The sequence below is a fragment of the Phyllobacterium sp. 0TCS1.6A genome (genome assembly GCF_026420825.1).
Classification (GTDB): domain Bacteria; phylum Pseudomonadota; class Alphaproteobacteria; order Rhizobiales; family Rhizobiaceae; genus Phyllobacterium.
Map to the genome: position 1 here is coordinate 93,423 of NZ_JAPMAB010000005.1, position 24,390 is coordinate 117,812.

Here is a 24,390-nt window from a genome sequence, read left to right on the forward strand (position 1 = left end):
GCTTTTCAGAATTGAAAAACGATAACTGGGACGATCTGCGGCTGTTTCTTCATGTCGCCAGGGAAGGCGGGCTGACCGGCGCGGCGGAAAAGGCAGGGGCCAGCCCCGCGACGATCAGTCGGCGATTGCTTGCTCTCGAGCGCCGGCTGCGGCGCAGCCTCTTCATACGCCAGCAGACGGGCTATTCCCTGACCAAGGACGGCCACGCCCTGCTGGCGCATGTCACCGCGATGGGCGAGGCGTCGCAATCGATCCAGGCCTGGAACGCCGGTGCCAGCGAGCTGCCGACCGTGCGCATATCCGCAGGCAGCTGGATGTCGCATTTCCTCGCGGTGAACCTTTCGCATATCTGGTCGCCCGACGATCCGTTCAGGCTCTGCTTCAAGACGGCGGAGCTCCGTCTCGACATCGCGCACCGGGAGGCGGAGATCGGCATTCGCAACCGCTATCCGGAAGGCGATACTCTGGCGGCACGGCCGATAGGCGATGTGGCCTATGCGCCGTTCTGCGCCAATCATTTCAACATCGTGCGCGATTGCAACTGGGTGGGGATCGGCGCCGACGATGCCGTGACGCCGTCGGCCCGCTGGCTGCTGCAACAGACCGATTTCTGGATCACCATATGGGCGAATACCCCGCGCATGCTGCATGATCTGCTGCGCAGCGGTGCCGGGCGCGGCGTGCTGCCCTGCTTTGTCGGTGACAGCGATCCCGCCCTGCTGCGCGCCGGCGAGGCCATCGGCGATCTGCACCATCGCCAATGGCTGGTGATGCACAATGAGGATCGTCATCGGCCTGAGGTCCGCACTGTCATCGATCGCATAGCCCATCTGGTCGAGGGGCAGCAGCCCTTGTTTCTCGGGCAAAGACCGCGCAGCTAGGGCCGGCGCCACATAGCGTTTGCGGGTGTCGGGGATTCATGCCAATGAAGCCGGATGCGGATATTGCTGGTTGAAGATACGCATGATGTGGGGGAGGCGATCGCCAAACGTTTCGAAGCGATGGGACATGCCGTCGACTGGGAGACGAACGGGCGCAGCGCCGCCGAGATCATAGATTTTACCGACTACGCGCTCATCATCCTCGATGTGATGCTGCCGGGCATGGACGGGTTCGAGATTCTCAAGCAGATCCGCAAGGCCGGAAAATCGGTTCCGGTGCTGATCCTGACCGCAAGGTCGGAGATCGACGATCGCGTCAGCGCGCTCGACCATGGCGCGGATGATTACCTCGTAAAGCCCTTCGACTTTCGCGAACTGGAGGCACGGGCCCGGGTGCTGATGCGGCGCCATACCGGCGGCGAGGCCACGAACCTGATCAGATGTGGCGATATCGCTCTCGACCGCGCGGCCCGATCCGTCCATGTCGGCAAGCGCGAGGTGCAGCTGAAGCGCCGCGAATTGACCTTGCTCGAAGTGCTTGTGGCGCGGCCGGGCCGGGTTTTCAGCAAGGACGAGCTTCTCGACCAGATATTCGGCTTCGACGAAGCCGCCAATGCCAATGCCATCGAGCTTTATATCGGCCGGCTGCGCAAGAAGCTGGAAGGCGCCCGGGCGCGTATCGTCACCGTCCGCGGCCTTGGCTATCAGCTGGTGTCCGATGATGGGGCATGAACCATCGCTTTTCTCCCGCCTGGCGCGGCGCATATCGCTGGTTCTCGGCATAGGCGTCGCCCTGCTCGTCACCGCTGCCTGGTATTATGCCGAGACTGCGGCGAACAAGGCCTATGACAGGTTGCTGGTGGGCGCTGCCCTGCAGATGGCCGAGAGCCTCGCCGTCGAGGACGGCAAGCTTGCGGTGCGGCTTCCGGCATCGGCGTTCGAACTGCTGGGCCTGGCGGAGCGGGACCGGATCTACTACCGCGTCATAGATACCCATGGGCGGACATTGACCGGCTATGACGACCTCGAAATGCAGATGCCGCCGCGCGAGCCCGCGGATGTGCCGAATGTCCAGGCCGGCGTCTACAGGGGCGAGCCGGTGCGCATTGCGCGCGCCGTTCGCCCATTGGCCGATCCCGCCGTGAACGGCCGCGCCTATGTCATCGTGGCGCAGACCAACGAGGCCCGATCGAGCCTCGCCTGGGAACTCACCTTGCGCGCGACAGGCCTTGTTCTCGTCATGAGCCTCCTGGCCTTCGGCGGCGCCATGCTCGCCATCCGCTATGCGCTGCAACCGGTCGAGCGTCTCGGAAAGGCGGTACGCAAGCGCGATCCGCATGACCTGACGCCGGTTTCGGTGCAGGTGCCGCGCGAGCTCGATCCGTTCGTCGGTTCGATCAACCATTTCATGGGCCGGCTGAGCGAGCGGGTCGACCTGCTGCAGCGCTTCATTGCCGATGCGGCCCATCAGATCAGGACCCCGCTTACGGCGCTGGCGGCGCAGCTCGATATTGTCGGCTCGTCCAGGCTGCCGGAGAAGGACCGCCAGCATTTCGAGCGCGCCCGCGAGCGGGTCGATGAACTGTCGCGGCTGACGAGCCAGCTGCTCAGCCACGCCATGGTCATCCACCGGGCGGATTCCGTGCAGTTGGAGCCGGTCAGTCTCGTCGATGTCGCAAGGAGAGCCTATCGGGCGGCGATCCCGATCACCGTCGATCCGGACATCGTCATTTCTTTCGAGGCGCCGGACGATCGCCCGTTCGTTCTCGGCGATGCGGTGAGCCTCAGGGAGGCGGTGGTCAATGTCATCGACAACGCGCTTCGCCATGGCGTCGACCAGCGCCTGGAGGTGCGGGTCACGACAGCGAACGGCGAAGCCCATGTCGAGGTCGAGGATGATGGCCCGGGCATTCCACCTGAACAATGGGAACAGGCGACGCAGCGCTTCGCCACGTCGAAATCGGACAAGGGCAGCACCGGCCTCGGCTTTGCCATCGCCCAGGAAGTGGCGAAGGCCCATGGCGGCAGCCTTCGGTTCCGTACAGGCGACGTCGGCGGTTTCACGGTCGTGCTGGGACTGCCATTGCTGGAGGGAGCGCGCCCATGATGAACCGCATCCTGCCGGTCGTCCTGGCCGTGGCACTTTCGGCAACGGCAGCGTTGGCGGACAGCGGAAGCACGACCTTCTTCAAGGCGCTTGGCCCGGAGGAGGGCAGGCTGACCATTCACTCCTCGACCGATCTTGCGGCGATGAAATCCCTTATCGCCGATTTCCAGACGATCTGGCCGGACACGTCGATAGAATACAAGGAATATCTGACGAACGAACTGAACGCGCTTGCCGCCGAAGCCTGCCGCAAGCAGGAACCGCTTGGCGATCTTCTGCTGTCATCCTCGGTCGATCAATTGGTGAAGCTTGCCAATGACGGTTGCGCGCGGCCGCACAACTCGCCCGAAACGGCCCGTGTCGCCGAATGGGCCAACTGGCGCGACGAGGTCTTCGGCTTCACCTACGAACCTGCGGTGTTCGTCTACAATGCGGAGCGCGTTCCGCCGCGCGACGTGCCGCGCACGCATCTCGAACTCGCCGATCTGCTGCGCGAACAGCTCGACACCTATCGCGGCAAGGTCGGCACCTACGACATTCGCCTGTCCGGCATTGGTTACCTGCTGGCCTTCAATGATGCGCGCCAGACCAGCGCCGTGTTCGGGCGGCTGCTGGAGAGCATGGCCCGCGCCGCCACGGTGGCCCGCTGCTGCACCGGGGAAATATTGGAGGAAGTCGCCAAGGGAAACCTCTATATCGGCTATAATATGCTCGGTTCCTACGCCTATGATGCGGCGCTGCGCCATCCGCAATTGCGGGTGGTGGTGCCGCGTGACTACACGCTCGTGCTCAGCCGGGGTGCTCTCATCCCGAAGAATGCCGTGGCTGCGGAGCTTGGCGCCCGCTTCCTCGATTATCTCCTGTCGGATCGCGGTCAGGAACTGGCGCGCTCCAACGGTTTCTATTTCTCTGAAGATGGCGCCCTGCCGGCGGAGGTGGACGGGCCGCAGAACCTCAAGGCCTCCGGCGTGGCGCAGCCGATCCGCATCGGTCCGGCCCTGCTTGCGGTCCAGGACAGGGCGCAGCGGCAGGGATTTATCGACGACTGGTCGAAATCGCTCATCGAGCTCAACAGTCCCGGCTGGACCAGGGAATAAGGTTCAGAACAACGAGCCCTGCGAGCCGACGGGCACCGGGGCCTTCTTGGCCGGAGGCGTCGGCTTCGGCCGTGGTTTTTCAGTCCGGCCGCCCGTTGCCGTCGCCCCGACGTCGCCATCCTGGAATTTCAGCAGCAGCTCGTCGCCGATGGCGATCGAAGCGGCGCGCTTGACCGGCACGCCTTCGGCATCGAGGACGAGAGCAAAACCCCGCTCCAGGACACTCTCATGCGACAATGTCTTCATCAGGCGCTGCAATTCGCCGCTGCGCTGCTTGAAGCGCTCGATGGCCTGATCGATGGCGTTGGTCTGGCGCCGGTCGAGTTGTTGCCAATGGTGCCGTCCGCGCATGGCGGTGCGGGCGATGGGCTCCACCGTCAGGCGCCCGGCACGCCGCAGATATGATGCGCGGCGATCCCTGAGGAAGACGTCGAGACAGCGGGGCAGGCGGTTTCCCACTGCACCCAGTTCCTGCCGTCTCTCGCGGAAGCTGCGATGCAGCAGCCTTGGCGAAAGCAGGCGGGCGCAGCCATCGAATTCGCCGCGCTTCTTCTGCGTATTGGCGAGAAGGGCACGGCTGAGCCGTGCGGCCGTCTCGTCGAAGTGGCGCCGCGGCAATGCCAGCAGCTGGTCGGCCGATGGCAGCGCGCGGGCGAGGGCCCGCTGCGTATCCTTGCGCCGTGAAAGGTAGCGCGACATGCCGGAGGAAAGGCGCGCGCCGAGCCCCGCCACCGCGGCCTCGAGATCGGCCTTGACCGGAACCGCCATTTCCGCGGCTCCGGTCGGCGTCGGCGCGCGCACATCCGCCGCAAGGTCGATAAGTGTCCAATCCGTCTCATGGCCGACGGCCGAGATGACCGGGATATGCGACGCGGCCACGGCGCGGACGACAGCTTCGTCATTGAAGCCCCAAAGGTCTTCGAGGCTGCCGCCGCCGCGCGCCACGATCAGCACATCGGGCCGTGGCAGTTCCGGCGATCCGCCGAACTGGTTGAAGCCGCTGATCGCATTGGCGACTTCCATGCCGGAGGTCTCGCCCTGCACGCGCACCGGCCAGACGATGACATGGACTGGAAAGCGATCGGTGATGCGATGGATGATGTCGCGGATGACCGCTCCGGTCGGCGAGGTGACGACCCCGATCACGTGCGGCATATAGGGGATGAGCTGCTTGGCGGCGGCGTCGAAAAGCCCCTCCGCGCCGAGCCGGCGCTTGCGTTCCTCCAGAAGCGCCATCAGCGCTCCGGCCCCTGCCGGCTCCATCTGTTCGATGACGATCTGGTATTTGGACGACCCGGGATAGGTGGTGAGCTTGCCGGTGGCGATGACTTCCATGCCTTCTTCCGGCTGGAAGCGCAGGCGGCTCATCGATCCGCGCCAGATCACGGCCTCGATCCGCGCCTTGTCGTCCTTCAACGAGAAATAGGCATGGCCCGACGAATGCGGACCGCGATAGCCGGATATTTCCCCGCGCACCCGGACATGGCCGAATGCTTCCTCGACGGTCCGCTTGAGCGCGCCGGAGATTTCCGAAACGGTGAATTCGGCGACATTGGAGGTGGAGTCGGTCTTTTCGGTCATGTCCTATTCCTATCGGCAGCGGAAGGAAGGTCAAGCGGCGCATTATGGGATTGCTTTATTGCCCCCAGGCGAATAACCGCTGGTCAGCATCGCGAAAGGACAGGAGTGTTAGATGCCCGCCACTGAAACCATTGCTGCCTCACGCCTTTCCTTGCGGCATTATCTCGTCCTCGCATTGCTGATGATAGCCATCGCAGCCGCGATCCTCTTGTTCATGGGCCGCAATCCCATCTGCACCTGCGGCACCGTGAAATTCTGGGTCGGCGAGACGAATTCGGCTGACAATTCGCAGCATATCGCCGATTGGTACACGCTATCCCATATCATTCACGGTTTCATCTTCTATGGAATCCTCTGGGTCGCGGCGCGGCGCCGTCCGCTGGGCGAACGGCTTCTCGGCGCCATATTCGTCGAAGCGGCCTGGGAGATCTTCGAAAACACGGACATGGTGATCGACCGCTACCGCGAGGCCACCATCGCGCTCGGCTATGTGGGCGACAGCGTGCTGAATTCGGTAAGCGACATCCTGTTCATGGTCCTCGGCTTCTTCTTTGCCGCCCGCGTGCCGGTCTGGCTGACGGTTGTCCTCGCCATATTCTTCGAGCTGCTCGCCGGCTGGGTGATCCGCGACAATCTCACGCTCAATGTCGTCATGCTGCTTTACCCGCTCGAGGCGATCAAGGCCTGGCAAGGCAGCATGTAGCTACCAGCCGGGGACGAGTTCCGTAGAGCGCACCTGCCGCAGGCGCTGGTTCGCCGCCATCGGCACGGCGTTCTGCGCCATGCTGACGGGTGTCGGCATCGAGAGATTGTCCAGGCTCTCGACGATGTGCTGGACCAGCGCATCGACGATTGCCGAAGGCTTGGAATGGCCGCGCATGATGCCGATGCCGAATTCCGGCAACCGGCCGAAACCGTCGGCCTCGGTCAGCACGCGCATCCCGGGGCGAAGCGCACATTCCGGCAGGATCGAAACCGCGAGGCCCGCGAGAACGGCGGCGGCGAGAACCGTGGCGGACCAGCTCGTGAACAGGATGCGATAGTCGTGGTTCATCGAATCGAGGACGTCGATGGCGGCAGCGCGCCAGATGCAGGTCGGCCGTCCGACCGCGAGCGGCAACACGTCCTCCTCATGGACATTGTGGTTGGCCGAAGTCACCCACAGGAGTTGCTCGCTGCGCACCACCTCGGAGCGGCGCTGCTCGTCGCATTGCGTGACCAAGGCAAGGTCGAGCTGGCCCTTGCGGATCATCTCGTCGAGATTGACGGTCGGTTCGCACACAACCGACAGTTCCACGCGCGGATTGGAGCGGGAAAACCGCGCCATGATCTCGGGCAGGAACCGGTCGGCATAATCGTCGGGTGTGCCGATGCGGATGTGGCCCTGGAGCTGCGTATCGTCGAATGCCGCCAGCGTTTCATTGTTGAGCTGCAATATCCTGCGCGCATAGGCGAGGAGCCGCTCGCCATCCTCGGTCAGGCGGTTCATCCGTCCGTCGCGCTCGAAAAGCGGCTTTGAAACACGCTCCTCCAGCCGCCGCATCTGCATCGAAACGGCAGACTGGGTCTTGTTCACCTTGTCGGCGGCCTTGGTGAAACTGCCGAGATCGGCAATCGCGGTAAATGTCTGCAATTGATCTAGATCGAGCGGTGCGTTCATGGCGGGCATCCCGGTTGATGATCCATCATTTATATTGAAGGTTTAGATTAAAAACATTCGTTTGAATAATCAATCTTTCTGTATCATTTTGCGGATGTTCAGGAAGCATGGAGCCGAAAGGTCCGTGCAAGGCGGAGAAATGGTTCTCCGCAAGTTCAATTTCTTGATCGCCATTCAAAAGGAGTATGGGCGATGACGACTATCACGAAAACAACCGCAGTAACCGGCTTCACGGGCACGATCGCGAAAGCGGCGTCCGAGGCTTACCGCTTTGTCATTCGCCTGGTCGTCGCCCAACGCAACCGTCGCACGATCATGAGCCTCGGCGAATGGAACGATCAGATGCTGCATGACATTGGACTGACGCGGGCCGATCTTCATTCGGCCCTCGGGACTTCGATGTTGGAAGATCCCAGCGAAAGGCTGGGCACGCTTGCCGATATGCGAAATCGCATTCGCGCTGCCCGGTCCATCAGCTAGCCAGAGCTAGCAGGCGCCCATTCACGCCGGAATCCCCTCCCGGCGCCCCGCCTGCCTCCTGCCCGGCCCATTTTGCATCTCGCAAGATGGCCGGGCTTTTTCTTTAGCGGTTGCGGTCCATGCCGCGCAGATATTGGTCGAAGATGGATTCGACGCCCTTCTGATAGGTTTCATTGGTCTTCCGGCCGCTCTCGAACATCTGGTCGAGCATGTCCTTCAACGGATTGTCCGCCGGCGAAGGCGTTGCCGAGGGCTGCGGTGCTTCCGGTTCGGGCGAGGGCGCGGGGGCCGGCTGGCGCTGCTGCGCGCCCTTCATCATTTCCTCGAATATCTTGCCGAAAGGACTGTCCCCGAACGGGTTCTGTCCGGCACCGCCACTGCCATTGGGCCCCGTGGGCTGCGAAGGCGCGGCGGGCGGCTGTCCGCCCCGCATCATCTCCTCGAATATCCTGCCGAGCGGGTTGTCGCCCGCGGTGCCGCCACCAGCCATGCCGCCACCGGCATTGCCCGGCGCCTGGCCGCGACTGCCGCCGAACATGCCCTCGATGAGGTCGCCCCAAGGATTTGCCGAGGGGTTGGCCGCGCCGCCGGGGCTCTGCGCCTGTCCTCCGGGCTGTGCCGCTGCTCCGCCCGCCTGCTTCATCATCTGCTCGATAAGATCGCCGATGACGTTGCCGCCGCCAAGCCCGGCAGCGGCGAACTGGCCGGTGGACTTCTTGTACAAGCCGCCCATCAGCATCGAGGCGACGACCGGCAGCATCTGTTTGAGCGTGTCCGTGGTCAGGCCCGTGACTTTGGAAGCGTGTTCGGCCACGGCCCGCGACAGGTCCTTCGAGCCGAACAGCTGGCCGAGTACCGCATTGCCGTCGGCTACGCCCGATGGGTTGAATGCGGCTTGCGGATTGTCGAAATAATTGACGTGCTGGCCGCCCGACAATGCCTGGACGAAGCTGCCCATGCCCATCGGATCGGCGGTATTGCGCCGCAGGCCTTGTGAAAAGGCCGGCATCAGCGCCTCGATCGCATCCTGCGCCTGCTGTTGCGACAGATTGAACTGCCGCGCCAGCGCTTCGATGTTCTGACCGTCCTGACCCTTCAGGAACATATCGACGAGATTCATTGCCATGCCTCCTCCAACTCAATGAACGGAGAGTAGCACCAATGCGGTCGCCTTTAAAAGTATGAACGGAGATTGCCGCGAATGCGTTCGAGCGGATCGACCGAGGCATCGCCGGCGTCAAAACTGTTGCCGGTTATGGTCTCGTAGGCCTGGACATAGACCTTCGTCGTCGCGTCGATCACATCCTCGGGAATTTCCGGAACGTCGTCCTTGTAGGGGTCGCAGCGCTCGACCACCCAGTTGCGGACGAAGTCCTTGTCGAAGCTGACCGGCCGCTGGCCTGCCCGGTAGCTGTCGGCGAACCAGTAACGGCTCGAATCCGGCGTGTGGATTTCGTCGGCGAGGACGACCTGGCCGTCCTTGTCGGTGCCGAACTCGTATTTCGTATCGGCCAGTATCAGGCCGCGCTCCGCCGCGATCGCCTGGCCGCGCTCGAAGAGCCGCAGGGCATAGTCCGAAACCATTTCCCATTGTTGCGGGGTGAGCAGGCCCTGCCGGAGTATGTCGTCGGCCGTCAGCGGCTCGTCATGTGCGCCGTCGAAAGCCTTCGAGGTCGGCGTGATGATCGCATGCGGCAGTTTTTCATTGTCCTGCATGCCGTCAGGCAGGGTGAAACCGTACATCTGCCGTTTGCCGGCCTTGTACTGCGTCAGGACGGAGGTGCTCGTCGTCCCGGCCAGATAGCCGCGCACGACGATCTCTACCGGGAGGATTTCGAGTTTCCGGCAGACCAGGACGTTCGGGTCCGGATATTCCAGCACATGGTTGGGGCAGATATCCGCGGTCTTCTCGAACTGATAGCGCGCCGTCTGCGTCAGCACGCGGCCCTTGAGCGGGATGGAAGCGAGAATCCGGTCGAACGCGCTGATCCGGTCGGTGGCGATGATGATGCGCCGGTCATCGGGGAGATCGTAATTCTCCCGCACCTTGCCCTGATAATAATTGGGAAGCTCGGGAATGAAGGCTTCCGACAGCGCTTTGTATTTTGCCATGGCTCGATGTTCCGCGTGAATGTTTTTCCCCGCATAGCACAGAAGCCGCGCGGCGCTACTCAAAATGTCTTACCGGCCACCCGTCACGTCGATGATGGCGCCGGTGACGTAGGATGACGCATCGCCGAGCAGCCAGACGATCGATTCGCCCACTTCGTCGGCGGTTCCGGCCCGGCCGAGCGGAGCCGTCACGCCGAGACGCCGGGCGCGGTCCGGCTGGCCGCCGCTCGCATGGATATCGGTTTCGATCAGCCCCGGCCGCACGGCGTTGACGCGGATGCCCTCCGGCCCGACCTCCTTGGAAAGGCCGATCGCCAGCGTATCGACAGCGCCTTTCGCCCCGGCATAGTCGACATATTCGCCCGGCGCGCCGAGCCTTGCCGCCGCCGAGGACAATAGGACGATCGAGCCGCCCTTGCCGCCGCTGGAGCGGGCGAGGCGGCGTACGGATTCGCGGGCGCACAGATAGGCGCCAAGGACATTGACGTCGAATATCCGCCGCATGCGCTCGGCGCTCATGTCCATGAGCCGCTGCGGAGGAGCGACGATGCCCGCATTGACGACGACGCCGTCGAGCGGACCGAGTTCCGCCACCGTGCGCTCGAACATGGCGACGACGTCGGCTTCGTCGGCGACGTCGCCCTTGATGGCGATTGCCTTGCCGCCGGCATCCGCAACGGCCTTGACGACTTCATCGGCCGCCTGCTTGTTGCCGATATAGTTCACGCCGACCGACCATCCTCTTTGCCCCGCCAGGATCGCTGCCGATCGACCGATGCCGCGGCTGCCGCCGGTGATGAGAATGGTTCTGGTCATGCGTAGTCCTCCTTGCTCGCCCTGTTCAATCCGCCTGTCTGTCGGCTTCCGCGATCATCATGCGAAAGCCCTAATAGGCATATTCGAGGAATGCCGGCTCGACCGAGTTGCCCCAGACCGTCCGATATTGCGACAGCATCTGCTCCGCCGAAGTCGTTCCCCGCGCCACCACTTCCTCGAGCGATGCCAGATAATGCGTCTCGTCGAAGCCTTCGCTGTTGAGAATGCCGCGATTCTTCAGGCCAAGGCGGGAAATTGCGATCACATCGCGCGAAATCTCCAGCACGGAACGATTGCCGAGACTTGCCTGCAGCCCCTTTGCCGGCACCTCGTCGCGCAGTTCCTGCACAGCCTCGTAGGACCAGTCGCGCGTCAGCGCCTCGGCTGCGTTCAATGCTTCCGCATCGTAGAGCAGCCCGACCCAGAATGCGGGCAGGGCGCAGATGCGCCGCCAAGGGCCGCCGTCCGCCCCGCGCATTTCGAGGAAGCGCTTGAGGCGCACCTCGGGGAAGAGCGTCGAAAGATGGTTCGCCCAATCCCCCATGTTCGGAACGCCGTCCGGGATCGAATCCTTCAGGGCGCCATTCATGAACTGGCGGAACGTCACATGGGTGCAGTCGTAATAATGGCCGCGGCGCATGACGAAATACATCGGCACGTCGAGCGCCCAGTCCACATAATCGGCAAAGCCGAAATTCTCGTTGAACACGAAGGGCAGGACGCCGGAGCGATTATTGTCCGTATCGCGCCAGATGTCGGAGCGCCACGACAGCAGCCCGTTCGGCGTGCCTTCGGTGAAGGGAGACATGGCGAACAGCGCGGTGGCGATCGATTGGAGCTTCATCGATACCTGCATCTTGCGGCGCATGTCGGTCTCGGAAGCGAAGTCGAGATTCACCTGGATCGTGCAGGTGCGATACATCATGTTCAGGCCGTCCGTGCCGACCTTCGGCATATAGTCGGTCATGATCTTGTATCGTGATTTCGGCATGCGCGGCGTATCGGCCAGCGTCCATTTCGGACTGCCGCCGAGGCCGAGGAAGCGGATGCCCAGCGGCTCGGCGATCTCGCGCACCTGCGCCAGATGGGCGTTCGTCTCGCGGCAGGTCTGGTGGATGGAGGCAAGCGGCGCGCCCGAGAGCTCGAACTGGCCGCCCGGCTCCAGGGAAATGGCGCCTTGTCCCGTGGGTTCGACGAGGCCGATTATATTGCCTTCGTCGATGATAGGCTCCCAGCCGAGCTTCGACTGCATGCCTTCGAGTATGGCGCGTATGCCGCGCTCGCCCTCATAGGGAACGGGACTGTGATCTTCGGTATAGAACGGAAACTTTTCGTGTTCGGTGCCGATGCGCCATGCGGCCTGCGGTTTGCAGCCCTGGGCGAGGTAGGCCGCCAGTGTTTCCTCATTATCGATGACGGTTTCGTCGGTCGTGTCGCGCGCCATGGACGATGTTTTCCATTCTTGAATATTCGTGGGCGTGATTGGCCATTTTTTGCGGTTGAGCGCAAGCAAATTTCGCTGATGCTTCCATCAATAGAAGTTGCTTCTACCAGTCTCCCAATGTGGCCTGGATAAGGGCGAGTGCGGCGACCGCGGCCGTATCGGCGCGCAATATGCGCTGCCCCAGCGGAATTGGCGTCACGAATGGCAGCGCGCGCAGGGCCTGCCGCTCCTGCTCCGAGAAGCCGCCTTCCGGCCCGATGATCACGCCGAGCGGTTGCCGCGGCAGCGCCTGCAGCAATGGCAGCGGATTGTGCGTGCCATGCCCTTCGTCGCAGAAGATCAGGCGCCGCGCCGGCGCCCAGTCATCCAGCAGCCGTTCGAGCTTCACCGGCTCATGGACGGCCGGGATGGCGAGAACGCCGCATTGCTCGGCTGCCTCGATCGCATTCGCCCTGATGCGGTCGATACCGATACGCGAGACCTGCGTGTGCTGGGTGATCACCGGTTGCAGCACGCCCGCACCCATCTCCACGGCCTTTTGCACCATGTAGTCGAGGCGTCCCTGCTTCAGCGGCGCAAAGCAATAGATCAGATCGGGCAGCGGCGGCTGCTCGCGAACCGGTTCCGCCGGCACCAGCGCCAGCTTCTTCCGGGTTTCCGGCTTCAGCACGGCCTTCCACTCGCCATCGCGCCCGTTGAAGAGAAGAACCTCGTCTCCCTCCGCCATGCGCAGGACGTTCACGAGGTAGTTGACCTGCTCCGGCGTGGCGTCGATCCGCGCGTCTTTGGCAAGATCGCCCGTCACATAGAGCCGTTGCATTCGATAATTGGCACGCATGGGTCGTTCCTGGCTGGGTCAGTCGAGCGGCGGCAGGCGGCGCTTCACCGTGGTCGATTTGACGATAGACGTGTTGGTTTCAGCTTTTTCCGCCAGGCGGTCAAGGATGGAGTCCAGTTGCTGCATCGACCGGAAATGCAGTTTCCCGATGAAGCAATCATCGCCGGTGACCTTGTCGCACTCGGTTATCTCCGGCGTTTCCTGGATCAGGCGCTCGACGATATGCAGCATGCCCGGCAATGGCCTGACGCGGACGATGGCGCAGAGACTATAGCCGAGCGCCGTGGGATCGAGTTCGACCGTAAAGGCGCTGATGACCTTGCGCTCCTCCAGTCGCTTCAGTCGCTCCGCGACGCTGGGCGAGGAAAGCCCCGCCTTGTTCGCCAGTTCCTTCAGCGAAATTCTCGCATCCGCCGCCAGGGCCTCGACGATGATCTTGTCAAACTGATCGAGCATGATTGTCCTGCATTTGTAAGATAAGGCGATTGTCCCATGCAGCCTAAATTTATTAGGCCATCCAACTCTATCACTTTTGTGCAGACATGGCAAAACCCCGGTTCGCCGCATAATATCAGGGCACAGAAGGAGAAATGCGATGGACAGGGATATTTTCAGGGGCGGCGCCGAGATGACGGCGGCCATGCTCATTTCGGGAACGATAGGATGGTTCGTCCTGATGTCGGGGCAGGCGGTGTCGTCCGTCGTGTTCTGGCGCTGCGCCATCGGCGCCGCGACGCTGCTCCTGGTTTGCGGCTATATGGGCCTGCTGCGGCCGATACCGCCACGTCTGCTCGCCATCGCGGTTCTCGGCGGCGTCGCGATCGTATTGAACTGGGTGCTGCTCTTCGCCGCCTATTCGCGCGCCTCCATCGCCATCGCCACCACGGTCTACAATGTGCAGCCATTCATGCTGGTCGGCCTTGGCGCGATCTTCTTCAAGGAAAAGCTCACCTTCAGCAAGCTCGCCTGGCTGTCCCTGGCCTTTGCCGGCATGGTGCTCATCGTGCAGGCAAAGCCGGGCGGCAGCCAGCACGGCGCCGATTACCTGACGGGCATCGCCCTCGCGCTCGGCGCGGCCTTCCTCTATGCCATCGCGTCCATCGTCGCCAAGCATTTGCGCGGCACGCCGCCGCATCTGATCGCCCTGATCCAGGTCGTGGTCGGCGTCGTCCTGCTCGCTCCCTTTGCGCAATTCGATGCGCTGCCGGCATCGCCGCGGCAATGGGCGAGCATCGTCGCCATCGGCATCATCCATACGGGCCTCATGTATATCCTGCTCTATAGCGCCATACAGAGGCTGCCGACCCATATCACCGGTGCGCTGTCCTTCATCTACCCGATTGCGGCGATCATCGTCGATTACGTCGCCTTCGATCATGCCCTGCAGCCGAGCCAGTTGATCGGCGCCGCCATCATTCTCCTGGCTGCGGCCGGAACGAGCCTCGGCTGGAGCCTGCGGCCAACGCCCGCATCGCTCAGGACATAGGCCCGATGGAAGGAAGATATCCCGCCCGCAGCGCCAGCACCGTTGCCGGCGGGGTGAGCAGAAGGGCATTGCCCGGTGCGGCCGCCGGGCTGTAGCCCTGCCACGACCAGCGGAAGATTGCGCCGTCCCGCACCAGGAATGCCTCGCCATCGGCGGCGATCATGGTCCCGCCCGGGAGCCGTTCGATAGGGCCGGGCAGATCATGATATCGCCTGACGCCGCCAGCCTCCAGCCTCTGGGCGTGCAGGACCTTGTCCATGGCGGGCGCGGGAGGCGGCGCATCGTCGCCATTGCCGATGGCCCAGGCAGACTGGAAGGCCCGGGCACGCTCCCTCCGGCAGTAGAAGCACGGGCGATGACCGGCGGCGAGCGCCGTCGCTTCGTCGAAGAAGAACAGTTCGGTCCAGCTTCGCCGCGCCATGACGTCCCGCCTGACATTCCTGAACGAGCAGACGCAGATGATCCATGCCCGCGTCGTCCACCGCCGCCGCAGCAGGGTGCGGCTGGAAGGGTCGTGTATGATGCCGCGATTGCCCATGAACTGGCCGCGATCGGGCACCGCGACGATCTCGCCAAAGGGCGTCACCCTGTTCTGCAACGGCATCTTCCTGTCCTCCGTGCCCCGTGATATCCCGAAGCGGCCTTCACCAGCGGGAATCACCATGCGCGTCCTCGTCATTCAAAACTACCGCGACACCGGTCTCGGCGCCGTGGCGCTGGCGTTGTCCGAGCGGGAAGCCGGCATCGACCATCGCCATCCCTATCTTGGCAAAGAGCTTCCCGCCGATCATGGCGGGCATGACGCGCTGATCGTCCTCGGCGGCGACCAGAACGCGCTGGCGGACGAGGATTTCCCCTATCTGCCGCAACTGGCCGAACTGATGGCAGCGTTCGGCGATGCCGGGAAGGCCGTCCTCGGCATCTGTCTCGGCAGCCAGGTACTCGCCCGTGGCTATGGAGCCACGAATATTCTCGGACGGCCACCCGAATTCGGCTGGCATCCCGTCACATTGACCGAAGAGGGATTGCGCGACCCGTTTCTTGCCGCTGCCGGCGCCAGCTTCCCGATATTCCACTGGCACAGCGACAGCTTTACACTGCCGCCGTCCGCCATCCATCTTGCCAGCAGCGGCCAGACCGCGAACCAGGCCTTCCGGATCGGACGGGCCGCCTATGGCATCCAGTTTCATTTCGAGGCGGATGTGGCGCTTGTCGATCGATGGACGGAGGCGTTTCGCGATCAGATCGAAACGGGCCACCCGCAATGGCTGCAGGCCTATGCCATGCACCGCCAGCGCAATGGCGCAGCGGCCGATAGAGCGGGGCTGGCATTGGCGCGTGCCTGGGTCGCGCTGATCTAGGTTGCGGCAGCGCGGAATAGTTGCAGCCGGGCAACAGCTGAATTGCGAATCGCTGCGCCCTGTCCGATTCGTGTGGAACGTGTCCTTGATTCACTAGTTGGTAACAGGTGTGGCCTGTAGTTGGCGGCGAGCGAACTGGCACACGCCAGGATAGTAAACGATGGACCCCTTCCGATGACCACCAGAAATGCAGCCCTTTTGACCGCCCTCATGCTTTCGGCAATATTGTTCATGGCTGTCGGTCTGTTCTCCGTCGATGCCGGCGGACACACGGTCTCTTCGGATGGATATGGCGTAAGCACTTCCTTTCACTGAACTTTTGCCCGTCAGCGCGCCTCCAGCAGCGTTTTCTCCGCGCCGTCGATCATGAGCGCGCTGAGACGGCCGCTCGCATAGGCGCCGGTATCGAGATTGACGCGGTTCGGCCTGATTTCGACATTGGTCGCAGGCGTGTGGCCATGGACGATCACCTTGGGATAAAGCCGGGCATCGTTCAGGAATTGCGACCTGATCCAGATGAGATCCTCCGCATCCTGGCGTGAAAGCTCGACGCCCGGCCTGATCCCCGCGTGACAGAAGAAGAAGTCGCCGAACGTGATCGAACGCGCCAGGCCCCGCAGGAAGGCGAGATGGGCGGGCGGCATGGCCGCCACCAGCGCCCGATGGCCCTCCGCGACCGAGCGCGCATTGCGGAAATCAATGTCGATTCCATAGGAAAGCGCGGTTTGCCGGCCGCCATTGAGCGCGAATATGCCGGCCGGATCGCCGGTTTCGACGAAATCGATCAGCCCGACATCATGGTTCCCGGCCAGCGCGACGATGCGGTGGTTGCGCCGCTGTGCCTCAACGAGGAAATCGAGAACACCCTTGGAATCGGGCCCGCGATCCGTATAGTCGCCGAGATGCACTATGACCCAGTCGAATGGCGGCGTCTTCTCGTTCTCTGCCTGGATGAGCCGGTACATTTCCTTCAGAAGGTCGAGCCTGCCGTGAACGTCGCCGATCGCGAAGATGCGCAGCTTGTCCGGCCCGCGGGCCTGTTTGAAGTTGACTGTGGTCATGATCAGCGTCCAGATGCGGTGATGGGAGTCTGAGGCCGAACCGGTTTGTTTGCAAGGCGGGTAGGCCGTTAGGGAGGTTTGATGTCTGGTCTGGTGATGCCGAAGGCGGACGAGGCGACGCTGTCGCGGCGGGCGGCTATCGTTGCCGCCCTGCGCGACATCGTGCCGGGGGAGGGCGTTGTCGATGCCGTCAACGAAATGCGCGCTTTCGAGTCCGACGCGCTGACCGCCTATCGGCAATTGCCGCTGGTGGTCGTGCTGCCCCAGACAGTCGCCCAGGTCTCCCGCATCCTGAAATATTGCCATGACAACAATGTCAAAGTGGTGCCGCGCGGATCAGGAACATCGCTCTCCGGCGGTGCGCTGCCGCTGGAGGACGGCGTGCTCCTGGTCATGTCCCGGTTCAATCGCATCCTCGAGATCGACTATCCCAACCGCGCCGCGATCGTGCAGCCGGGCGTGACCAATCTCGGCATCACCCGCGCCGTGGAGCATGAGGGCTTTTACTACGCGCCCGATCCCTCATCGCAGATCGCCTGTTCGATCGGCGGCAATATCGCGGAAAACTCCGGCGGGGTGCACTGCCTGAAATATGGTCTTACGGCCAATAATGTGCTCGGCCTCGAAATGGTGCTGATGAACGGCGAGATCATCCGGCTCGGCGGCAAGCACCTCGACAGCGAAGGCTATGACCTTCTCGGGCTGGTGACGGGATCGGAAGGCCTGCTCGGCGTGGTGACCGAAGTGACGGTGCGCATCCTGCAGAAGCCGGCAACCGCGCGGGCGCTCATGGTGGGGTTCCCGACCAGCGAGGAGGCCGGGCGGTGCGTGGCCGATATCATTGCCGCCGGCATCATACCCGGCGGCATGGAAATGATGGATCGCCCCGCCATCCATGCGGCGGAGGATTATGTCCATGCCGGCTATCCGCTCGACGTCGAAGCGCTGCTCATCATCGAGCTGGACGGTCCGGCGGTGGAGGTCGATCACCTGATCACGATGGTGGAGGCCATCGGCCGCGACAATGGTGCGACCACCTGCATCGTGTCGCAGAGCGAGGAACAGCGCATGGCCTTCTGGGCCGGGCGCAAGGCAGCCTTCCCGGCCGTCGGACGCATCTCGCCGGATTATCTCTGCATGGATGGCACGATCCCCCGCAAGGCCTTGCCCGGCGTCCTTGCCGGCATGCGCGCGCTGTCGGAGCAGTATGGCCTGCGGGTCGCCAATGTCTTCCATGCGGGGGATGGCAATCTCCACCCGCTGATCCTTTATGATGCCAATATTCCCGAAGAACTGGCGAAAGCGGAGGATTTTGGCGCGGATATCCTGCGTCTATGCGTAAAAGTCGGCGGCGTCCTGACCGGCGAACATGGCGTCGGCATCGAAAAGCGCGACCTCATGCCGGAAATGTTCAACGAAACCGACCTGAACCAGCAGATCCGGGTCAAATGCGCCTTTGACGACAGGCATCTCCTCAATCCGGGCAAGGTCTTCCCGCAATTGCACCGCTGCGCCGAACTCGGGCGGATGCACGTCCACCGCGGCAAGCTGCCCTTTCCCGACCTGCCGAGATTCTGATGACAGTGTTTACTCCCGGCACCGAGGCGGAGATCGTCGATGCGGTTCAATGGGCGCTCGGCGCCGCGACGCCCATCGAGATAGTCGGACAGGGCTCGAAGCGCGGCCTTGGGCGGCCGGTGCAGACGGAACATGCGGTTTCGCTCGCGGCCTATGGCGGCGTCATCTTCTACGAGCCGGACGAACTCGTGCTGTCGGCGCGGGCGGGAACGCCTGTCGCCGAACTCGAGAAGCTGCTGGCGGAGAACGGCCAGTCGTTCCAGTTCGAGCCCATGGATTATGGCCGGCTCCTCGGCGGGCCGGCGGGGCAGGGCACGCTGGGCGGCCTGCTTGCGACGAACCTTTGTGGCCCCCGCCGCTTGAAGTCTGGCTCGGCGCGCGATCACGTGCTGGGCGTCCGCGTCGTCTCCGGACGCGGCGAAGTGTTCAAGTCCGGCGGGCGCGTGGTCAAGAATGTGACCGGCTACGATCTTTCCAAGGGCATGGCCAATTCCTGGGGCACGCTCGGCGTGGCCTCGGAAATCACCTTCAAGGTCCTGCCCTTGCCCGAAACGGAAACGACGCTCGTGCTGCGCGGGCTCGACGACGAAGCGGCGGCGCGGGCAATGGCCATCGCCATGGGCTCGAGCGGCGAAGTATCGGCAGCCGCGCATTTGCCCGCCAATGTGGCCGGGCGGGTGGCCGACGGCGCGCTGGGCGGCGAAGCCGCGACGCTGCTGCGGCTTGAAGGTTTCGCGCCATCCGTCGCCGACCGTGCCGCAATGCTGCGCAAGCTTCTGGTGGCGGCGGGCGACATCGACGATGTCTCGGGTGCCGCTTCGGCGGATATATGGCGCGACATACGCGACGTGACGCCTTTCGCCGATGGCACCGAGCGCCCGGTCTGGCGCGTTTCCATGACGCCGATGGAGGCCTGGAAGCTGGTGGCGTCGCTGCGCATGGGCGCGGCTGTCGATGCGTTCTACGATTGGCAGGGCGGCCTCGTCTGGCTGCGCATGGAAGGCGATCCGGAGGCGGAAGCCGTGCGCGCGCTCATCGCGAAATATGGCGGCGGCCATGCGACGCTGGTGCGTGCGCCCGTTGCGGTCCGCGCATCGACCGCGGTGTTCCAGCCGCAGGCAGAGGCGCTGGCGGCGCTTTCCCGTCGGCTGAAACAGCAGTTCGATCCCGAAAACATCCTCAATCCCGGCCGCATGGTCGCAGGAGTCTAAGCTTGCAGACGAATTTCACGCCCGAACAATTGCTTGATCCCGGGGTCGCAGAATCCGAACAGATCCTGCGCAAATGCGTCCATTGCGGTTTCTGCACCGCCACCTGCCCGACCTATGTCACGCTCGGCAACGAACTCGACAGCCCGCGCGGCCGCATCTACCTGATCAAGGACATGCTCGAAAACGGCCGTGACGCCGATGCGCAGATCGTCAAGCATGTCGACCGCTGCCTGTCCTGCCTCGCCTGCATGACGACGTGCCCGTCGGGCGTCAACTATATGCACCTCGTCGACAATGCGCGCGCCCATATCGAAAAGACCTATCGGCGGCCGCTGCCGGACCGGCTGACGCGGGCCTTGCTGGCGAAGGTGCTGCCCTTTCCGGCGCGCTTCCGCGTGGCGCTCAAGGCCGCCAGATTGGCCCGGCCATTGGCGCCGCTCCTCAGGAAGGTCGGTATGTTGCGGCCCTTTGCGGCGATGCTGGAACTCGCGCCCCGCACCGTCATGGCCGTCTCCGCCTCCGCCCGTCCCGCCGTCCATTCGCCCGCATCGGCGCCCCGCGCCCGCGTCGCATTGCTGACCGGCTGCGCCCAGCCCGTGCTCGATCCGGAGATCAATGCGGCGACCATCCGTCTCCTCACGCGGTTGGGCGTGGAGGTCGCCGTGCCGGCCGGCGAAGTCTGTTGCGGCTCGCTCGTCCATCATATGGGCCGCGAGGACGAGGCGCTGGCCAATGCCCGCCGCAACGTCGACGTCTGGACGAGGGAAATAGAATCGGCCGGTCTCGACGCCATCATCATCACCGCCTCGGGCTGCGGCACGACGATCAAGGATTACGGCTATATGCTGCGGCTCGATCCCGCCTATGCCGAAAAGGCGGCGCGCGTGTCGGCGCTGGCGAAGGACGTCACCGAATTCCTCGCGGCCCTGGAGCTGCCCGCGCCGGAGCACGCGCCGGGCCTGGTCGTCGCCTATCATTCGGCCTGTTCGATGCAGCATGGCCAGAAGATCATCCGCCAGCCCAGGGAATTGTTGAAGGCCGCCGGCTTCGTGGTGAAGGAACCGGCGGAAGGCCATCTCTGCTGCGGATCGGCGGGCACCTACAACATCATGCAACCCGAGATTGCCCGTACCCTGCGCGACCGGAAGCTCGCCAACATCGAATCGACCGGTGCGGCTATGGTCGCCACCGGCAATATCGGCTGCATGACGCAATTGGCGGGCGGCACGAAACTGCCGCTGGTCCACACGGTCCAGTTGCTCGACTGGGCCTATGGCGGGCCGCCGCCGGCCAATCTGCCGGCGCAGCGGCTGCACTGAACAGTCGAATGGGGACGGCGGTGCAACGCGCCATCCCCATTCTCCGGCGTCCCCCGACGCCGTCCCCCGGTACTGGCCCCCAGCACTGGCCCCCGGCACTGGCCGCTAATCTAGCGCACGATCACTTTCGTTCCGACGCCCACGCGCTCATAAAGCTCGATGACGTCTTCATTGCGCATCCGGATACATCCGCTCGATACGGATTGCCCGATGGTCCAGGGCGCATTGGTGCCATGGATGCGGTAAAGCGTCGAGCCGAGATAGAGCGCCCGTGCTCCGAGCGGATTGGCGACGCCGCCTTCCATATGGGCCGGCAATATGCGTCCCTTGCGCTTCTCGCGCCTGATCATTTCGGCCGGCGGATGCCAGGAGGGCCATTCGGCCTTGCGGCTGATCGTATTGGTGCCGGACCAGCCGAAGCCTTCCTTGCCGACGCCGACACCGTAGCGGTGCGCGTTGCCATCGGCCTCCACCAGGTAAAGAAAGCGTTGCGCCGTATCGATGACGATCGTGCCGGCTGGCTCGGGCCCGTCATAGGCAACCGTCTGCGGCAGGAATTTCGGGTCCATCTCGCGCTTTTTCTTCACGCTCTTCGGCGGTGCTTCCGGGCGCTGGAACGACACTTCCCGCGCCGCGGAATTGGCGGCCGGCGCACGCTTGCTGCGGCGTGGCTTCACCGGCCGCACCGGCTCGTCGTCGAAAACGACATAATTGCGCGGATTGACATGGCGCGAATTGGCTGGCCCGCCGACCGGGCGCTGGCGCAATTGCTTGACCCAGGGCGCCGACACGTCCGGGCTCAGCACTACCGGAGGCCGCGTGGCATAGCGTTCGCTGGCAAAGGCGTTGGAACCAATCGCCGAGGCAAGCAGGCAGATGAGAAATGGACGCATCATCATGGATTTTCTCGATGGAACACTGCTGACAGCCCACTCTGCTGACGGCGCATGTCAGGTTTCGGGTTGAGTTTGCCCCGGTTCCAGTAGAAAAAGATGAACAAATCGGCCGCATGGGCGATTCTGCGGCCGAACTGTCGGTTATGGTTACCGGTCTCTTGCCGCAATTGGTTAATTTTTAACGATCGGGGTCGAGCATGAGCACGGAAGTGGCGGCGAAAACAGGCTTGATGACGGGCGAGGACGGGCTTGCCCGCTGCTTCTGGCCCGGCAATCTGCCGGAATATATCCGCTACCACGATCATGAATGGGGCCGCCCGGTTGCGGACGATACAAGGCTGTTCGAGAAGATCTGCCTCGAAGGCTTCCAGTCCGGCCTCTCATGGCTGACGATCCTGCGCAAGCGCGAGAATTTCCGCGCGGCCTTCGACGGTTTCGACTTTCGCAAGGTGGCGCGCTATGGCGAGGCCGATGTGGAGCGGCTACTGGCCGATGCCGGCATCATAAGGCACCGCGGCAAGATAAATTCGGCGATCAACAATGCGAAGCGCGCCATCGAACTCATCGAGGAAAAGGGCAGTCTCGCCGCCTATTTCTGGTCGTTCGAACCGGATGAAGGCGAAAGGCCGAAGCGGGTCGATTATCCGACACTGGTCGCCAATCCCACGTCGCCCACCTCCGTGCGGCTGTCCAAGGACCTGAAGAAGCGCGGCTGGAGCTTCGTCGGGCCGACCACGATGTACGCCCACATGCAGGCCATGGGGCTGGTCAACGACCATATCGAGGGGTGCAAATGCCGCCGGGAGGTCGAGGATCTGCGCGCGGCGTTCAGGCGGCCCCGTTAGTCTCGATCCTTGCCCTTCAGGGCGTGATCCGCTAGAGCCTTCCCCGAAGGTTCCGGCGCAGCCGGCATTTCAGATTGAGTACCCATTTCAGGATATCGGACAAGCATCATGACAACGAAAGCGGACAGGGTTAAGGCGCGGCTTCCGCGCGGTTTCGTGGACCGCGCCCCGGAGGACCTGCGCGCCGCCGAAAAGATGATGGCCGAGATCCGCAAGGTCTACGAACTCTATGGCTTCGAGCCGGTCGAGACGCCCCTCGTCGAATATACCGACGCGCTGGGCAAGTTCCTCCCCGACCAGGACCGGCCGAACGAAGGCGTGTTCTCGTTCCAGGACGATGACGAGCAATGGCTGTCGCTGCGCTACGACCTGACTGCGCCGCTTGCCCGCCATGTCGCTGAAAACTTCGAAACCATCGCCAAGCCCTATCGCAGCTATCGCGCCGGCTGGGTCTTCCGCAACGAAAAGCCCGGTCCCGGCCGGTTCCGGCAATTCATGCAGTTCGACGCCGATACGGTAGGCGCGCCGTCGGTCTCCGCCGATGCCGAAATGTGCATGATGATGGCGGATGTCATGGAGGCGCTGGAGATCAAGCGCGGCGATTACGTCATCCGCGTCAATAACCGCAAGGTCCTCGACGGCGTGCTCGATGCCATCGGTCTTGCCGGCGATGAGAATATCGCCAGGCGCCTGACCGTGCTGCGGGCCATCGACAAGCTCGACAAGTTCGGCCTCGAGGGCGTGCGCGAACTGCTCGGCAAGGGCCGGCTCGACGAGAGCGGCGATTTCACCAAGGGTGCCGGGCTCGATGACGAGGCGATCGGCAAGGTGCTCGACTTCACCTCGGCTGGCGGCGCCAGCGGCGAAGAGACGATCGCCAACCTCCGGCAGGTGGTCAGCGGCAATGAAAAGGGCAGCGAAGGCGTTGCGGAACTCGAAACGATCGAGGCGCTGTGCCGGGCGGGCGGCTATGAAGGCCGCGTCAGGATCGACCCTTCGGTCGTGCGTGGGCTGGAATATTACACCGGCCCCGTCTTCGAGGCAGAGCTGACCTTCGACGTGACCAATGAGAAGGGCGAGAAGGTGGTGTTCGGCTCCGTCGGCGGCGGCGGCCGCTATGATGGCCTCGTCTCCCGCTTCCGTGGTGAGCCGGTGCCGGCAACCGGGTTCTCGATCGGCGTTTCGCGGTTGATGACGGCGTTGAAGAACCTCGGCAAGCTCGGTCTATCGGATGGGGCAGGGCCGGTGGTCGTCCTGGTGATGGACCGCGATACCGCGAGCCTCGGACGCTACCAGAAAATGGTCGCCGAACTGCGCCAGGCGGGTATCCGGGCGGAAATGTATCTCGGTGGCTCCGGCATGAAGCCGCAGATGAAATATGCCGACCGTCGCGGCGCGCCCTGCGTCGTCATCCAGGGCTCGCAGGAGCGTGAAAACGGCGAAATCCAGATCAAGGACCTCGTCGAGGGCGCGCGCCTCGCCGCGCAGATCAAAGACAATACGACCTGGCGTGAAAGCCGTCCGGCCCAGATTACCGCCAGGGAGACGGAACTGGTGGCCGAGGTCCGCAAGATATTGCAGGCGCAGGCGGAAGACCGCGCCAACGGATTGGGATAA

At 63.5% G+C, this 24,390-nt stretch carries 25 protein-coding genes; 14 read left to right on the forward strand and 11 right to left on the reverse strand.

Annotated elements, in window-relative coordinates:
- Positions 1-11 precede the first annotated feature (11 nt).
- From OSJ75_RS12765 to OSJ75_RS12780, 4 genes are read left to right on the forward strand one after another with little or no spacing between them, the layout of a single operon-like run.
- The gene (locus tag OSJ75_RS12765) at positions 12-881 is read left to right on the forward strand and encodes a LysR family transcriptional regulator (RefSeq protein WP_267228344.1); all 870 of its coding nucleotides are present in this window, start codon (positions 12-14) and stop codon (positions 879-881) included.
- A 54-nt stretch (positions 882-935) separates the two neighbouring features.
- Positions 936-1,613, forward strand: coding sequence for a response regulator transcription factor (locus OSJ75_RS12770; protein ID WP_250015244.1), 678 nt, complete (start codon positions 936-938; stop codon positions 1,611-1,613).
- On the forward strand, positions 1,603-2,988 hold the full coding sequence (locus OSJ75_RS12775; RefSeq protein ID WP_323748431.1) for a sensor histidine kinase: 1,386 nt from the start codon (positions 1,603-1,605) through the stop codon (positions 2,986-2,988). Before OSJ75_RS12770 ends, OSJ75_RS12775 begins: the two co-directional genes overlap by 11 nt.
- Positions 2,985-4,085 carry an ABC transporter substrate-binding protein gene (locus OSJ75_RS12780; protein ID WP_250015240.1) on the forward strand — a complete coding sequence of 367 codons (1,101 nt, stop codon included), beginning with the start codon at positions 2,985-2,987 and terminating at the stop codon, positions 4,083-4,085. Before OSJ75_RS12775 ends, OSJ75_RS12780 begins: the two co-directional genes overlap by 4 nt.
- A gap of 3 nt (positions 4,086-4,088) precedes the next feature.
- Here OSJ75_RS12780 and xseA read toward each other — a convergent pair whose 3' ends face one another.
- The gene (xseA, locus tag OSJ75_RS12785) at positions 4,089-5,666 is read right to left on the reverse strand and encodes an exodeoxyribonuclease VII large subunit (RefSeq protein WP_267228346.1); all 1,578 of its coding nucleotides are present in this window, start codon (positions 5,664-5,666) and stop codon (positions 4,089-4,091) included.
- Between the two features lie 112 nt (positions 5,667-5,778).
- On the opposite strand from xseA, the gene OSJ75_RS12790 reads away from it, so the two are divergent.
- A complete protein-coding gene (locus OSJ75_RS12790; RefSeq protein WP_267228347.1) occupies positions 5,779-6,369 on the forward strand; it encodes a DUF2585 domain-containing protein in 591 nt (196 codons plus the stop codon).
- Here OSJ75_RS12790 and OSJ75_RS12795 read toward each other — a convergent pair whose 3' ends face one another.
- Positions 6,370-7,326, reverse strand: a complete 957-nt coding sequence (locus OSJ75_RS12795) for a LysR substrate-binding domain-containing protein (RefSeq protein WP_250015233.1) — start codon at positions 7,324-7,326, stop codon at positions 6,370-6,372. It abuts the gene before it with no gap.
- Between the two features lie 192 nt (positions 7,327-7,518).
- Between OSJ75_RS12795 and OSJ75_RS12800 the strand changes: the two genes are divergently transcribed.
- On the forward strand, positions 7,519-7,806 hold the full coding sequence (locus OSJ75_RS12800) for a DUF1127 domain-containing protein (protein ID WP_250015231.1): 288 nt from the start codon (positions 7,519-7,521) through the stop codon (positions 7,804-7,806).
- Positions 7,807-7,909: 103 nt separating this feature from the next.
- Here the strand turns inward: OSJ75_RS12800 and OSJ75_RS12805 are convergent, their stop codons facing one another.
- The 6 genes from OSJ75_RS12805 to OSJ75_RS12830 form a co-directional block, all read right to left on the reverse strand.
- Entirely contained in the window at positions 7,910-8,926 is a 1,017-nt protein-coding gene (locus OSJ75_RS12805) for a DUF937 domain-containing protein (RefSeq protein ID WP_250015229.1), read from the reverse strand.
- A 53-nt stretch (positions 8,927-8,979) separates the two neighbouring features.
- Positions 8,980-9,918 carry a phosphoribosylaminoimidazolesuccinocarboxamide synthase gene (locus OSJ75_RS12810; protein WP_267228349.1) on the reverse strand — a complete coding sequence of 313 codons (939 nt, stop codon included), beginning with the start codon at positions 9,916-9,918 and terminating at the stop codon, positions 8,980-8,982.
- Between the two features lie 69 nt (positions 9,919-9,987).
- Positions 9,988-10,734 (reverse strand): SDR family oxidoreductase, encoded by a 747-nt coding sequence (locus OSJ75_RS12815; protein ID WP_250015224.1) that lies wholly within the window; start codon positions 10,732-10,734, stop codon positions 9,988-9,990.
- A 70-nt stretch (positions 10,735-10,804) separates the two neighbouring features.
- Entirely contained in the window at positions 10,805-12,178 is a 1,374-nt protein-coding gene (locus OSJ75_RS12820; protein WP_267228350.1) for a glutamate--cysteine ligase, read from the reverse strand.
- Positions 12,179-12,281: 103 nt separating this feature from the next.
- Positions 12,282-13,016, reverse strand: coding sequence for a 16S rRNA (uracil(1498)-N(3))-methyltransferase (locus tag OSJ75_RS12825; protein ID WP_250015219.1), 735 nt, complete (start codon positions 13,014-13,016; stop codon positions 12,282-12,284).
- 18 nt (positions 13,017-13,034) lie between these two features.
- On the reverse strand, positions 13,035-13,472 hold the full coding sequence (locus tag OSJ75_RS12830) for an Lrp/AsnC family transcriptional regulator (protein WP_250015217.1): 438 nt from the start codon (positions 13,470-13,472) through the stop codon (positions 13,035-13,037).
- Positions 13,473-13,611: 139 nt separating this feature from the next.
- Here OSJ75_RS12830 and OSJ75_RS12835 point away from each other — a divergent pair, with 139 nt between their 5' ends.
- The gene (locus OSJ75_RS12835) at positions 13,612-14,502 is read left to right on the forward strand and encodes a DMT family transporter (RefSeq protein ID WP_250015215.1); all 891 of its coding nucleotides are present in this window, start codon (positions 13,612-13,614) and stop codon (positions 14,500-14,502) included.
- Here OSJ75_RS12835 and OSJ75_RS12840 read toward each other — a convergent pair.
- Complete coding sequence (locus OSJ75_RS12840) at positions 14,492-15,106, reverse strand: hypothetical protein (protein WP_267228463.1); 615 nt, start codon at positions 15,104-15,106, stop codon at positions 14,492-14,494. The genes OSJ75_RS12835 and OSJ75_RS12840 overlap by 11 nt on opposite strands.
- Before the next feature lie 58 nt (positions 15,107-15,164).
- On the opposite strand from OSJ75_RS12840, the gene OSJ75_RS12845 reads away from it, so the two are divergent.
- Positions 15,165-15,863 (forward strand): type 1 glutamine amidotransferase, encoded by a 699-nt coding sequence (locus OSJ75_RS12845; protein WP_267228351.1) that lies wholly within the window; start codon positions 15,165-15,167, stop codon positions 15,861-15,863.
- A 174-nt stretch (positions 15,864-16,037) separates the two neighbouring features.
- Positions 16,038-16,178 (forward strand): hypothetical protein, encoded by a 141-nt coding sequence (locus OSJ75_RS12850; protein ID WP_250015210.1) that lies wholly within the window; start codon positions 16,038-16,040, stop codon positions 16,176-16,178.
- An 11-nt stretch (positions 16,179-16,189) separates the two neighbouring features.
- Here the strand turns inward: OSJ75_RS12850 and OSJ75_RS12855 are convergent, their stop codons facing one another.
- Positions 16,190-16,924, reverse strand: coding sequence for a metallophosphoesterase (locus OSJ75_RS12855; RefSeq protein WP_267228352.1), 735 nt, complete (start codon positions 16,922-16,924; stop codon positions 16,190-16,192).
- 81 nt (positions 16,925-17,005) lie between these two features.
- Here OSJ75_RS12855 and OSJ75_RS12860 point away from each other — a divergent pair, with 81 nt between their 5' ends.
- From OSJ75_RS12860 to glcF, 3 genes are read left to right on the forward strand one after another with little or no spacing between them, the layout of a single operon-like run.
- The gene (locus OSJ75_RS12860; RefSeq protein ID WP_267228353.1) at positions 17,006-18,502 is read left to right on the forward strand and encodes an FAD-linked oxidase C-terminal domain-containing protein; all 1,497 of its coding nucleotides are present in this window, start codon (positions 17,006-17,008) and stop codon (positions 18,500-18,502) included.
- Entirely contained in the window at positions 18,502-19,713 is a 1,212-nt protein-coding gene (gene glcE / locus OSJ75_RS12865; protein WP_267228354.1) for a glycolate oxidase subunit GlcE, read from the forward strand. The genes OSJ75_RS12860 and glcE overlap by 1 nt, the downstream gene beginning before the upstream one ends.
- 2 nt (positions 19,714-19,715) lie before the next feature.
- A complete protein-coding gene (glcF, locus tag OSJ75_RS12870; protein ID WP_267228355.1) occupies positions 19,716-21,032 on the forward strand; it encodes a glycolate oxidase subunit GlcF in 1,317 nt (438 codons plus the stop codon).
- A 110-nt stretch (positions 21,033-21,142) separates the two neighbouring features.
- Here glcF and OSJ75_RS12875 read toward each other — a convergent pair whose 3' ends face one another.
- Complete coding sequence (locus tag OSJ75_RS12875; protein ID WP_416362561.1) at positions 21,143-21,931, reverse strand: L,D-transpeptidase; 789 nt, start codon at positions 21,929-21,931, stop codon at positions 21,143-21,145.
- A gap of 194 nt (positions 21,932-22,125) precedes the next feature.
- Here OSJ75_RS12875 and OSJ75_RS12880 point away from each other — a divergent pair, with 194 nt between their 5' ends.
- Both OSJ75_RS12880 and hisS read left to right on the forward strand, forming a co-directional pair.
- Complete coding sequence (locus OSJ75_RS12880; RefSeq protein WP_267228356.1) at positions 22,126-22,773, forward strand: DNA-3-methyladenine glycosylase I; 648 nt, start codon at positions 22,126-22,128, stop codon at positions 22,771-22,773.
- A gap of 108 nt (positions 22,774-22,881) precedes the next feature.
- A complete protein-coding gene (gene hisS, locus OSJ75_RS12885; protein WP_267228357.1) occupies positions 22,882-24,390 on the forward strand; it encodes a histidine--tRNA ligase in 1,509 nt (502 codons plus the stop codon).

Excerpts from the sequence above, each read along its gene's own strand:
- OSJ75_RS12770 (WP_250015244.1), top strand. The coding sequence starts at position 936 with ATGCGGATATTGCTGGTTGAAGATACGCATGATGTGGGGGAGGCGATC.
- OSJ75_RS12775 (WP_323748431.1), top strand. The coding sequence starts at position 1,603 with ATGGGGCATGAACCATCGCTTTTCTCCCGCCTGGCGCGGCGCATATCG.
- OSJ75_RS12780 (WP_250015240.1), top strand. The coding sequence starts at position 2,985 with ATGATGAACCGCATCCTGCCGGTCGTCCTGGCCGTGGCACTTTCGGCA.
- xseA (WP_267228346.1), bottom strand. The coding sequence starts at position 5,666 with ATGACCGAAAAGACCGACTCCACCTCCAATGTCGCCGAATTCACCGTT.
- OSJ75_RS12790 (WP_267228347.1), top strand. The coding sequence starts at position 5,779 with ATGCCCGCCACTGAAACCATTGCTGCCTCACGCCTTTCCTTGCGGCAT.
- OSJ75_RS12795 (WP_250015233.1), bottom strand. The coding sequence starts at position 7,326 with ATGAACGCACCGCTCGATCTAGATCAATTGCAGACATTTACCGCGATT.
- OSJ75_RS12800 (WP_250015231.1), top strand. The coding sequence starts at position 7,519 with ATGACGACTATCACGAAAACAACCGCAGTAACCGGCTTCACGGGCACG.
- OSJ75_RS12805 (WP_250015229.1), bottom strand. The coding sequence starts at position 8,926 with ATGAATCTCGTCGATATGTTCCTGAAGGGTCAGGACGGTCAGAACATC.
- OSJ75_RS12810 (WP_267228349.1), bottom strand. The coding sequence starts at position 9,918 with ATGGCAAAATACAAAGCGCTGTCGGAAGCCTTCATTCCCGAGCTTCCC.
- OSJ75_RS12815 (WP_250015224.1), bottom strand. The coding sequence starts at position 10,734 with ATGACCAGAACCATTCTCATCACCGGCGGCAGCCGCGGCATCGGTCGA.
- OSJ75_RS12820 (WP_267228350.1), bottom strand. The coding sequence starts at position 12,178 with ATGGCGCGCGACACGACCGACGAAACCGTCATCGATAATGAGGAAACA.
- OSJ75_RS12825 (WP_250015219.1), bottom strand. The coding sequence starts at position 13,016 with ATGCGTGCCAATTATCGAATGCAACGGCTCTATGTGACGGGCGATCTT.
- OSJ75_RS12830 (WP_250015217.1), bottom strand. The coding sequence starts at position 13,472 with ATGCTCGATCAGTTTGACAAGATCATCGTCGAGGCCCTGGCGGCGGAT.
- OSJ75_RS12835 (WP_250015215.1), top strand. The coding sequence starts at position 13,612 with ATGGACAGGGATATTTTCAGGGGCGGCGCCGAGATGACGGCGGCCATG.
- OSJ75_RS12840 (WP_267228463.1), bottom strand. The coding sequence starts at position 15,106 with ATGCCGTTGCAGAACAGGGTGACGCCCTTTGGCGAGATCGTCGCGGTG.
- OSJ75_RS12845 (WP_267228351.1), top strand. The coding sequence starts at position 15,165 with ATGCGCGTCCTCGTCATTCAAAACTACCGCGACACCGGTCTCGGCGCC.
- OSJ75_RS12850 (WP_250015210.1), top strand. The coding sequence starts at position 16,038 with ATGACCACCAGAAATGCAGCCCTTTTGACCGCCCTCATGCTTTCGGCA.
- OSJ75_RS12855 (WP_267228352.1), bottom strand. The coding sequence starts at position 16,924 with ATGACCACAGTCAACTTCAAACAGGCCCGCGGGCCGGACAAGCTGCGC.
- OSJ75_RS12860 (WP_267228353.1), top strand. The coding sequence starts at position 17,006 with ATGTCTGGTCTGGTGATGCCGAAGGCGGACGAGGCGACGCTGTCGCGG.
- glcE (WP_267228354.1), top strand. The coding sequence starts at position 18,502 with ATGACAGTGTTTACTCCCGGCACCGAGGCGGAGATCGTCGATGCGGTT.
- OSJ75_RS12875 (WP_416362561.1), bottom strand. The coding sequence starts at position 21,931 with ATGATGATGCGTCCATTTCTCATCTGCCTGCTTGCCTCGGCGATTGGT.
- OSJ75_RS12880 (WP_267228356.1), top strand. The coding sequence starts at position 22,126 with ATGAGCACGGAAGTGGCGGCGAAAACAGGCTTGATGACGGGCGAGGAC.
- hisS (WP_267228357.1), top strand. The coding sequence starts at position 22,882 with ATGACAACGAAAGCGGACAGGGTTAAGGCGCGGCTTCCGCGCGGTTTC.